Source organism: Herbaspirillum sp. YR522, from assembly GCF_000282575.1.
Lineage (GTDB): Bacteria > Pseudomonadota > Gammaproteobacteria > Burkholderiales > Burkholderiaceae_D > Herbaspirillum.
Map to the genome: position 1 here is coordinate 21697 of NZ_AKJA01000141.1, position 8593 is coordinate 30289.

At 64.0% G+C, this 8593-nt stretch carries 9 protein-coding genes; 5 read left to right on the plus strand and 4 right to left on the minus strand.

The window, feature by feature from the left end; genetic code table 11:
- Positions 1–96: 96 nt before the first annotated feature.
- A complete protein-coding gene (locus PMI40_RS20505; RefSeq protein WP_008119336.1) occupies positions 97–987 on the plus strand; it encodes a LysR family transcriptional regulator in 891 nt (296 codons plus the stop codon).
- A 4-nt stretch (positions 988–991) separates the two neighbouring features.
- Here PMI40_RS20505 and PMI40_RS20510 read toward each other — a convergent pair whose 3' ends face one another.
- Both PMI40_RS20510 and PMI40_RS20515 read right to left on the minus strand, forming a co-directional pair.
- Positions 992–1471, minus strand: coding sequence for a hypothetical protein (locus PMI40_RS20510; protein WP_008119338.1), 480 nt, complete (start codon positions 1469–1471; stop codon positions 992–994).
- Between the two features lie 333 nt (positions 1472–1804).
- Complete coding sequence (locus tag PMI40_RS20515; protein WP_008119341.1) at positions 1805–3007, minus strand: threonine ammonia-lyase; 1203 nt, start codon at positions 3005–3007, stop codon at positions 1805–1807.
- A 203-nt stretch (positions 3008–3210) separates the two neighbouring features.
- On the opposite strand from PMI40_RS20515, the gene PMI40_RS20520 reads away from it, so the two are divergent.
- Both PMI40_RS20520 and PMI40_RS20525 read left to right on the plus strand, forming a co-directional pair.
- A complete protein-coding gene (locus tag PMI40_RS20520) occupies positions 3211–3573 on the plus strand; it encodes a hypothetical protein (protein ID WP_008119343.1) in 363 nt (120 codons plus the stop codon).
- A gap of 183 nt (positions 3574–3756) precedes the next feature.
- On the plus strand, positions 3757–4329 hold the full coding sequence (locus tag PMI40_RS20525; RefSeq protein WP_008119344.1) for a methylated-DNA--[protein]-cysteine S-methyltransferase: 573 nt from the start codon (positions 3757–3759) through the stop codon (positions 4327–4329).
- A gap of 10 nt (positions 4330–4339) precedes the next feature.
- Here the strand turns inward: PMI40_RS20525 and PMI40_RS20530 are convergent, their stop codons facing one another.
- On the minus strand, positions 4340–4972 hold the full coding sequence (locus PMI40_RS20530) for a response regulator transcription factor (protein ID WP_008119345.1): 633 nt from the start codon (positions 4970–4972) through the stop codon (positions 4340–4342).
- A 419-nt stretch (positions 4973–5391) separates the two neighbouring features.
- Here PMI40_RS20530 and hpaC point away from each other — a divergent pair, with 419 nt between their 5' ends.
- The gene (hpaC, locus tag PMI40_RS20535) at positions 5392–5961 is read left to right on the plus strand and encodes a 4-hydroxyphenylacetate 3-monooxygenase, reductase component (protein WP_008119348.1); all 570 of its coding nucleotides are present in this window, start codon (positions 5392–5394) and stop codon (positions 5959–5961) included.
- A 120-nt stretch (positions 5962–6081) separates the two neighbouring features.
- On the opposite strand, the gene ilvD is transcribed toward hpaC, so the two are convergent.
- A complete protein-coding gene (gene ilvD / locus PMI40_RS20540) occupies positions 6082–7941 on the minus strand; it encodes a dihydroxy-acid dehydratase (RefSeq protein ID WP_008119350.1) in 1860 nt (619 codons plus the stop codon).
- Between the two features lie 340 nt (positions 7942–8281).
- Here ilvD and PMI40_RS20545 point away from each other — a divergent pair.
- On the plus strand, positions 8282–8593 hold a 312-nt coding region (locus PMI40_RS20545; RefSeq protein WP_238540990.1), incomplete at its 3' end, for a DDE-type integrase/transposase/recombinase.

The window sequence follows — 8593 nt, forward strand, 5'->3', positions numbered from 1 at the left end:
CGGGGCCGCGAGGATTCGAATCTGCCCAGTCTGGAAGAAAACCGTTATATTGTCCAATATATATAAGAGCCAAGCTGCATATACAAAACAGATATCATGGAACTTCGCCACCTGCGTTATTTCCTCGCCGTTGCCGCTCACCAGAGCTTCACGCGTGCTGCCGAGCAAGTCGGCATCGGTCAGCCGCCGCTCTCCATGCAGGTCAAGGCGCTGGAGCAGGAAATCGGTTCGCCCCTGTTCAAGCGTACCTCGCACGGGGTCGAGCTGAGTGAGGTCGGTCGGGCCTTCCTGCCGCATGCCCGGCAGGCCGTGGACGACGCCGAGCGCGCCTTGCGCGTGGCGCGCCAGGCCGCTTCCGGCGAGGTCGGGGTGCTACGCATGGGATTCACGTCGTCGGCGGTGTTTCACCGCCTGGTATCGCATTCGATCCAGCAATTTCGCCAGCAACATCCCGCCCTGGAGATCTCCTTGAGCGAAGGCATCACCGAGCAACTGCTGGCCGACATCGCCGGCGCCCAGCTCGACGCCGCCTTCGTACGGATCGTCAGCATTGCCTCGGAAGAGCTGGGGGTGGTCGAACTGCCGGCCGAACGGCTCAAGGTGGCGCTGCCCCGCTCGCACCGGCTGGCCAGGCGCAAGCGCTTGCGCCTGATCGACCTGGCCGGCGAGAAATTCATCATGGTCCCGCGCGGCAAAGGCTCGGCGCTCTACGACGGCATCTTCAGCGCCTGCCAGGCTGCAGGTTTCGACCCGCAAGTCATCCAGTCGGCACCGCAACTGACCTCGGCGATCAACCTGGTGGCGGCCGGCCTGGGTATTTCCATCGTGCCCGAGGCGATCGAGCAGGTGCAACTGGAGCAGGTGCGCTACATCGAGATCGAAGAACCGGCCCCGCGCGCCCAGTTGTCGCTGGCCTACCATCGGCAATCGATCGCGGCGACGCGCTTCGCGGCGCATCTGCAGCGCCAACTGGCGAGCGGGCGCTGACCGCTCAGCCGGCCTTGAACTGGTTGAGCAGCGAGTTGGCCTGCGACAGGAAGGCCGAGGGATATCGCTCGACCAGTTGCTCCAGTGAAGGGATCATCCGCTCCAGCGCGATGGTCAGCGCGATATCGCTGATTTCCTCGCCCCACAGCACCTTCTGGACAAAGGCTTCCGGGCCGATCTCGGCAATCAGCCGCATGCTCATCTGGCGCTCGATGGTATCGGTGCGGGGCCCGAACACCTGTTCGAAGATATGCACGATGGCCGCCTCGAGCTGCTGGCGATAGTTTTCTACCTGGTCGACTAGCTCGCGCGGGTCGGGCGGGGCCGGCAGCACGCCGCGCTCGTAGAGCTCGCGGGCTTCTTCAGCCATGCGGCTGAGTTCTTGCACATGCAGCGTAAGCTGGCTGATCTCGTCGATCAATGTACGCAGCCGCACGGGATGCGGCAAGGCGGATTCGGCGGAGTCCGGTGGCGTGGCACTCATGTCGTTGTGGTCGGATCGGAAATCGGCGCTCGACCTGTCGTGGCCAACGCAGTCTTCCTGGGTTGTTGAATCGATTGCTCCGGCGAGTACGCAGCTTGGCGGTCTGGCTGGCGCTCCCCCGGGTCGCCTTCACTACGCAGGCCGGCGACGAAATTTCCGCGCGGAAATGAAGCCTAGTATAGTGCGACGCAGCAATTTCCGCATGGAAGGATGGCGCAATTCGAGCGCCGAGGCGACAAAGTTATCTGGATTATTGTCCATCTGCCAAATAAAAGGCGAAATTGCCAATCCATCGGCGCCAAAGTGTGGTGTCTTTGCCAATGAGCGGATCTTTCACTGCAATTCCTCTGCCTCGAACCCGGCCGTGCGCAGCGCCTGCAATACCAGCGCCAGGTGAGGTCGACCGCGGGTCTGCAGCACCAGTTCGATGTCCACGTTCTGCGCCGCCAGCAGCGTGAAGGCGCGCTGGTGGTGGACCTCGTCGATGTTGGCGCCGGCCTCGGCCACGATGCCGGTGATCCTGGCCAGGGTGCCCGGCACATCGCGCGAGCTGACCTTGACCCGCGCCAGCCGTCCGGCGCGCACCATGCCGCGCTCGATGATGGCCGTCAACAACAGTGGATCGATATTGCCACCCGACAGCACCAGTCCCACCCGCTTGCCCCGGAACCGGTCGGGATAGCGTACCAGCGCCGCCAGGCCGGCCGCGCCTGCGCCTTCGACCAGGGTCTTCTCGATTTCCAGCAGCATCAGGACCGCCTGCTCGATGTCGCCCTCGTCGACCAGCAACAGTTCATCGGCCTCGCGCGCGATGATGGCGCGCGTGAGGGTGCCGGCGGTACCGACCGCGATGCCCTCGGCGATGGTACTGGTGCCGACCGGGTGCTCGGTACCCTTGATGGCGTTGAACATGGTGGGAAAGCGCCGCGTCTGCACGCCGACGATCTCGATTTCGGGCTTGATCGCGCGCGCGGCCACGGCCATGCCCGCCAACAGGCCGCCGCCGCCGATGGCCACCACCAGCGTATCGAGCTGCGGCACCGCCTCGAGCATTTCCAGCGCCACCGTGCCCTGGCCGGCGATGATGGCCTCATCGTCGTAGGGATGCACGAAGATCAGGTTCTGCGACGCCGCCAGTTCATAGGCGTGGATGCGGGCCGCTTCCAGCGTGTCGCCGTGCAGCACGACATTGGCGCCGAAGCCACGGGTGCGTTCGATCTTCACGCCCGGCGTGAAGCGGGGCATGACGATGGTGGCCGCCAGCCCCAGCCGTTGCGCATGGTAGGCCACGCCCTGGGCATGGTTGCCGGCCGACATGGCGACCACGCCGCGGCCGTCCCCGGCATTGGCGATGTCGACCATCTTGTTGCAGGCGCCGCGCTCCTTGAAGGACGCGGTGAACTGCAGGTTCTCGAATTTCAGGAAAACCTGGGCGCCGACGATCTGCGACAGGGTGCGGGACTCCACGCACGGTGTCTCCAGGATCTGGCCTTGCAACCGGCGCGCGGCTGCCTCGATGTCATTCAATGTGGTCATGGGGAGATTGTAGTTCTACCGTGGATGCCGATTCAAAATTTCTTGCGTTCCCGCCATTGAAGTCCGGCGCCTTGCCGACTACAGTAAATGCTCGTCGCGTCGCCGCCCCGATCGCGCCCCATGCGAGGCGACACCCGGGTTGTCATTCTGGCAGCCCCCTGCCCTGTTGGTCACGCAAGCCTTACTCATCGAAGGAGACATCCATGAGCATCGCACATCGGTATCCGGAGGCCAGGCCTTCCGCGCCGCCACCCGCACCCTTTTCGACCTTCGACGCGGTGCGCCGGGCCAGCTCGGTAGAGCATCGGCACCAGCCGCTGTTGCTGGCACTGGTCGAGCTCGATCCCTGCGAAGTGGTCGATGGCGTCATGACCGAACAGGGGTGGCTGGCACCCGACGTGGTGCCGGTCGGGCCGATGCGCGAGGCTTGCCCGCATTGTTCCGGGGTCGCGTTGCAGCTGGTATTGCGACACCGTCATGTCAAGCGTTCCCACCTTTTCTGCCGCGTCTGCACCCGCTGCTACGATGCCCTCACCGATGGCGGTCAGTCGGCCCTGACACTCTGAGCCCCATGCGGGCGATGCTTGGCCAAGCGCACAGGCGGCGCCCGATCCATCCCTGTTCCCGATGGTGGCCATCGCCGCCGTGCATGCAACGGGCGGCCAATGGTGTGCCCCGCGCGGGGACGTCGCAAGCCCGGCGCAAAAAGCGATAGAATCTGTCGCTTCGGTCATCCAGGGAAGTCACTCATGCAGCACGCATGCAAACGCATCGCATCGCCGGTCGGCCAGTTGACGCTGGTGGCGCGGGGCGACGCCCTGTGCGCCGTGTTGTGGCAAGACGATCGCGCTACCCGGGTGCCGTTGGGCACGTTGCTGGACGATCCGCAGCGACCGGTACTGCTGCTGGCCCAGCGGCAGCTCGACGACTATTTTGCGGGCCGGCGCACCGCTTTCGATCTGCCGCTGGACTTCGCGGGGACCGATTTCCAGAAGAAGGTATGGGCGGCGTTACTGCAGATCCCGTATGGCCAGACCCGCACCTACCTCGAGATCGCCCGCCAGCTCGGCAACGAGAAGGCGGTACGCGCGGTGGGGGCGGCCAATGGCCGCAATCCGATCTCCATCATCGCGCCCTGCCATCGGGTCATCGGCGCGCGTGGCGAATTGACCGGGTTTGCCGGCGGCCTGCATGCCAAGAAGTTGTTGCTGGCCATCGAGGGCATCGCCACCGAAGGCCGCGATGCCGGCGAGCTGGTCGATCCGCGCCGACGGGCGCAGCATCGACGCCACCTCGACGACAGCCAGCTGGCCTTGTGGTGAAGGTGGCGGCTCAGGCCGCCTTGAGGAATTCCGGTCCGAAATCCAGCAGCACGTCGCGCACCAGCGAGGCCGTGCTCTGGCAGCCCAGCTTGTCCTTGATACTGGCGCGGTGCACGTCGACCGTCTTGACGCTGATGTCGAGTTCGCGCGCGATCACCTTGCTCGACAACCCCAGGATGACCTTGTCCAGTATCTGGCGCTCGCGCGCGGTCAGCGTCGTGAGCCGGCTCTTGAGTTGCATGCGTCGCTGGCGTGCCTGCATGTTGCCGGCCACGTTCTTGAGCGTGAGCTGGATGCGTTCGAGCATCTGCTGGGAGTTGTAGGGCTTCTCGAAGAAATCCACCGCTCCGTTCTGCAGCGCCCGCACCGACATCGGGATATCGCCGTGGCCGGACACGAAGATCACCGGAATCCCGGCGCCGATTTCGTTGAGGCGCTCTTGCAACTGGAAGCCGCTGACCTCGGGCATGCGCACGTCCAGGATCAGGCATGACAGGCTGTCGGGATCGAAGGCCTTCAGGAAGGCTTCCGGTCCCTCGAAGCATTCGGTGCGAATGTTGACCGATGTCAGCAACCACGCCAGCGAAGTACGAACGGCTTCATCGTCGTCGACGATGTAGACCACAGGCGAATTCGAATCCATGTTCATCCCGTCAGAAAGTTGGCTGGCATGGCCAGCGTGATACGGTCCTCGCGGCGCACCGTCATGCGCTGTCACAAGTGGCCGGGGACTGCCTTGATGTATAGCAAAAAGCAGGCCCGCGCCGATGGCGTAATTTAAGGCAATCGTGCCGTCGGCGAAAGAGCATTGCCGGCTGGCACGATGGGCCGTGGTGCGCCGCACGATGCCGGCAATTGCATGCCGATGCGGCAAATTGGGCGCAGCGGGGCGCATCGACGCGTGCCTTGTGTGCGCCGCATCTAGGTATTTATACCTAGGCGAAATACGGGAATCCCCCCGCTGCGGGGGCATGCGGCACGCATTGTGGGCGATCTGGCCTTGCCTTAATCTGGTGACATCAGTAGCGCCGTGCATCACCGGCGTGCAACCAGGAGCCCAGCATGAGTGCCAATGGCCTCGCCAGCAAGTCAGGGATTGCCCCTAACCCCAATGCCACCCCACGCGCGCCACTGAGCCGCGAACAGGTCGAGTTTCGCAACGCCATGGCGCACCTGCCAGCGGCCGTGTCGATCATCACCACCAATGGTCCGGGCGGACAGTGCGGCATCACCGCCAGTGCCGTCTGTTCGGTCACCGATTCGCCCCCCACGGTGCTGGTGTGCCTCAATCGCGGCAGCGCCATGCACGAGGTATTCCAGAAGAATGGCCACCTGTGCGTCAACGTGCTGGCCGACGAACACGAACAACTGGCGATGCATTTCTCGGGCGCCACCAAGGTGCCGATGCAGGAGCGTTTCGGCTGGGATATCTGGGAGCAGCCCGGTGAACTGGGCCAGCCGGTGCTGGCCGGGGCGCTGGTCAAGCTGCAGGGACGCATCAAGGAATTCAAGGATGTCGGCTCGCACTCGGTGATGTTCGTGGAACTGTCCGACGTGCGCGTCTCGGAAGAAAAGGACAGCCTGATCTATTTCAACCGGCTGTTCCACAAGGTCAAGCGCATGGCGCTGTAGCGGCTTGGGGGGCAGGATCCGTGACAGCCGGACCCCAGGCAGACCCAAAAAAAACAAGCCGCTCCATGAGCGGCTTGCCGGTAACACAACACCCCGGGTGGCAAGCCACCCGGCACTGCATCAATCGTCCAGCAGCGACAGGTCGCGCACGGCGCCCTTGTCGGCCGACATGACCAGCTTGGCATAGGCCTTGAGCGCGGCCGACACCTTGCGCGGACGCACCTTGGCCGGCTTCCAGCCGGCGGCGTTCTGCTCCTGGCGGCGACGTGCCAGTTCTTCGTCCGACACCAGCACATTGATGCTGCGGTTGGGAATGTCGATGCGGATGCGATCGCCATCGCGCACCAGGCCGATGGCGCCACCGGCCGCCGCTTCCGGCGAGCAGTGACCGATCGACAGGCCCGAGGTGCCGCCCGAGAAGCGGCCATCGGTCAGCAACGCGCACGACTTGCCCAGTCCCTTGGACTTGATGTAGCTGGTCGGATAGAGCATTTCCTGCATGCCCGGACCGCCCTTGGGACCTTCGTAGCGCACGATCACCACATCGCCCGCCTTGACCTTGTCGTCGAGGATGTTCTGCACCGCCTCGTCCTGCGATTCGGTCACATGGGCATTGCCTTCGAACACCAGGATGCTCTCGTCCACGCCGGCGGTCTTGACCACGCAACCGTCGAGGGCGATGTTGCCGGTCAGCACCGCCAGGCCACCTTCCTTGGAGAAGGCATGCTCGTAGGAGCGGATGCAGCCCTGGGCGCGGTCCAGGTCCAGGCTGGGCCAGCGGGTGTTCTGGCTGAACGCGGTCTGGGTCGGGATACCGGCCGGACCGGCCAGGTAGAAGTGACGCACCGCTTCGTCCCGGCTCAGGGTGATATCCCACTGTTCGAGGGCTTCCTTGAGCGATGGCGTGTGCACCGTCGGCACGTCGGTATGCAACTTGCCGGCCCGGTCGAGTTCGCCCAGGATGGCCATGATGCCACCGGCGCGGTGCACGTCTTCGATGTGGTACTTGTTGGTGTTGGGCGCCACCTTGCACAGCTGGGGCACATCGCGCGAGATGCGGTCGATGTCGTCCATGCCGAAATCGATCTCGGCCTCGCTGGCGATGGCCAGCAAGTGCAGGATGGTGTTGGTCGAGCCGCCCATGGCGATGTCCAGCGTCATGGCGTTTTCGAACGCCTTGAAGCCGACCGAACGGGGCAGGACGCGCTCGTCGTCCTGCTCATAGTATTGGCGTGAAAGTTCGACGATGCGACGCCCGGCGCGCTTGAACAGCTGTTCGCGGTCGGCGTGGGTGGCCACCACCGTGCCGTTGCCGGGCAGCGACAGGCCCAGTGCCTCGGTCAGGCAGTTCATCGAGTTGGCGGTGAACATGCCCGAGCACGAACCGCAGGTGGGACAGGCCGAGCGTTCGACTTCGGCCACCTCGGCGTCCGAGTACGACTTGTCGGCGGCGATCACCATGGCGTCCACCAGATCCAGCTTCTTGAATTCGATGGCCTTGGTCACCGGGTTGGCCAGGCGCGTCTTGCCGGCTTCCATCGGACCACCCGAGACGAAGATCACCGGAATGTTCAGGCGCATGGCGGCCATCAGCATGCCGGGGGTGATCTTGTCGCAGTTGGAGATGCACACCATGGCGTCGGCGCAGTGGGCATTGACCATGTACTCGACCGAGTCGGCGATGATGTCGCGGCTGGGCAGCGAGTACAGCATGCCGTCGTGGCCCATGGCGATGCCATCGTCGACGGCGATGGTGTTGAATTCCTTGGCCACGCCGCCGGCGGCCTCGATCTCGCGCGCCACCAGCTGGCCCAGGTCCTTCAGGTGGACGTGGCCGGGCACGAACTGGGTGAATGAATTGACGACCGCAATGATGGGCTTGGAGAAATCTTCATCTTTCATGCCAGTGGCGCGCCACAAGGAGCGCGCACCTGCCATGTTGCGACCGGCGGTGGAAGTTTTGGAACGGTATGCGGGCATGATGCTAGCAGTAGGAAAAGGTTGCGGGAAATGGGATGCGGGCCATGGGAATAAAGGCCCTTCGCGCGCCCGGCGGACAACCTCTTGAGCCGTGCTTTGGGCAGACCGGTTCATTATATAGCAGGCCCGCGACGGCTGTACGGCGCGGCTTCTGGCGCGCCGCAACATGGCTGGCCATGAACACGCCGGGACCGCACGAGGCCTCGAACACTGTGCAACGGATCTTCCAGCTCAGGGGTTGGCAGGTTAAAAAGCGGCCCATCGGATTCCGGCAAGGGTAAAAGCCCTGCCGTCGGTCGCAACGGCTCCGGATCAGCGTTGGGCGACAGACCTGTGCCGTATCTGGGCTGGACGCGATGGCTGGGCTGTCTTGGCACTGGTGATCGACTGCCATACGCGTGAATTGCTTGGCTGGCATCTGTCGCGTTCAGGCAAGTCGAAGACGGCAGAATCAGCATTGGAACAAGCCTTGATTACGCGCTACGGCTCATTGGGCCGAGTCACCGTACCGTTCCTGCTCCGTTCCGACAACGGCCTGGTCTTCACCAGCCGTAACTACACGGCCTTGGTTCGGAGTTACGGGCTCGAACAAGAGTTCATTACCCCGCATTGCCCGCAGCAGAACGGCATGGTCGAGCGTGTGATCCGGACG